Annotated in this window: 1 protein-coding gene; it reads right to left on the bottom strand. The window is 49.5% G+C overall.

Going from position 1 to position 299, the window contains the following annotated elements; genetic code table 11:
• A partial coding sequence (locus AC0L3J_RS37895) for a hypothetical protein (protein ID WP_473350518.1) occupies positions 1-285 on the bottom strand: 285 nt, incomplete at its 3' end.
• Positions 286-299: the final 14 nt, after the last annotated feature.

The following is a 299-nucleotide window of genomic DNA, read 5'->3' on the forward strand; positions in this document are numbered from 1 at the left end:
GTCCGGCGTACTTGATATGCTGGAAGAAGCTACCATCCAGATTGCTGAAGCCAGCGAAATCTGTTTTGAGATGCGCTGTTCAAGTTCAAATAGTCGGTTGGGATCGAGATCCAGACGATCGCAGTAGTGGCGCAGTTCATCGCTGGCTTCAGCAATCTGGATGGTAGCTTCTTCCAGCATATCAAGTACGCCGGACAGTTTGCTGTCCATGCCAATCAATTCGCTCACCAGTTGTTTAGCCGTGTAAAGCTGACTTTGCAGGTTTGCGTCTTCACCGTCGGCCATTAATGCCAATGCAT

It is taken from the genome of Bradyrhizobium sp. Kon37 (assembly GCF_055807535.1).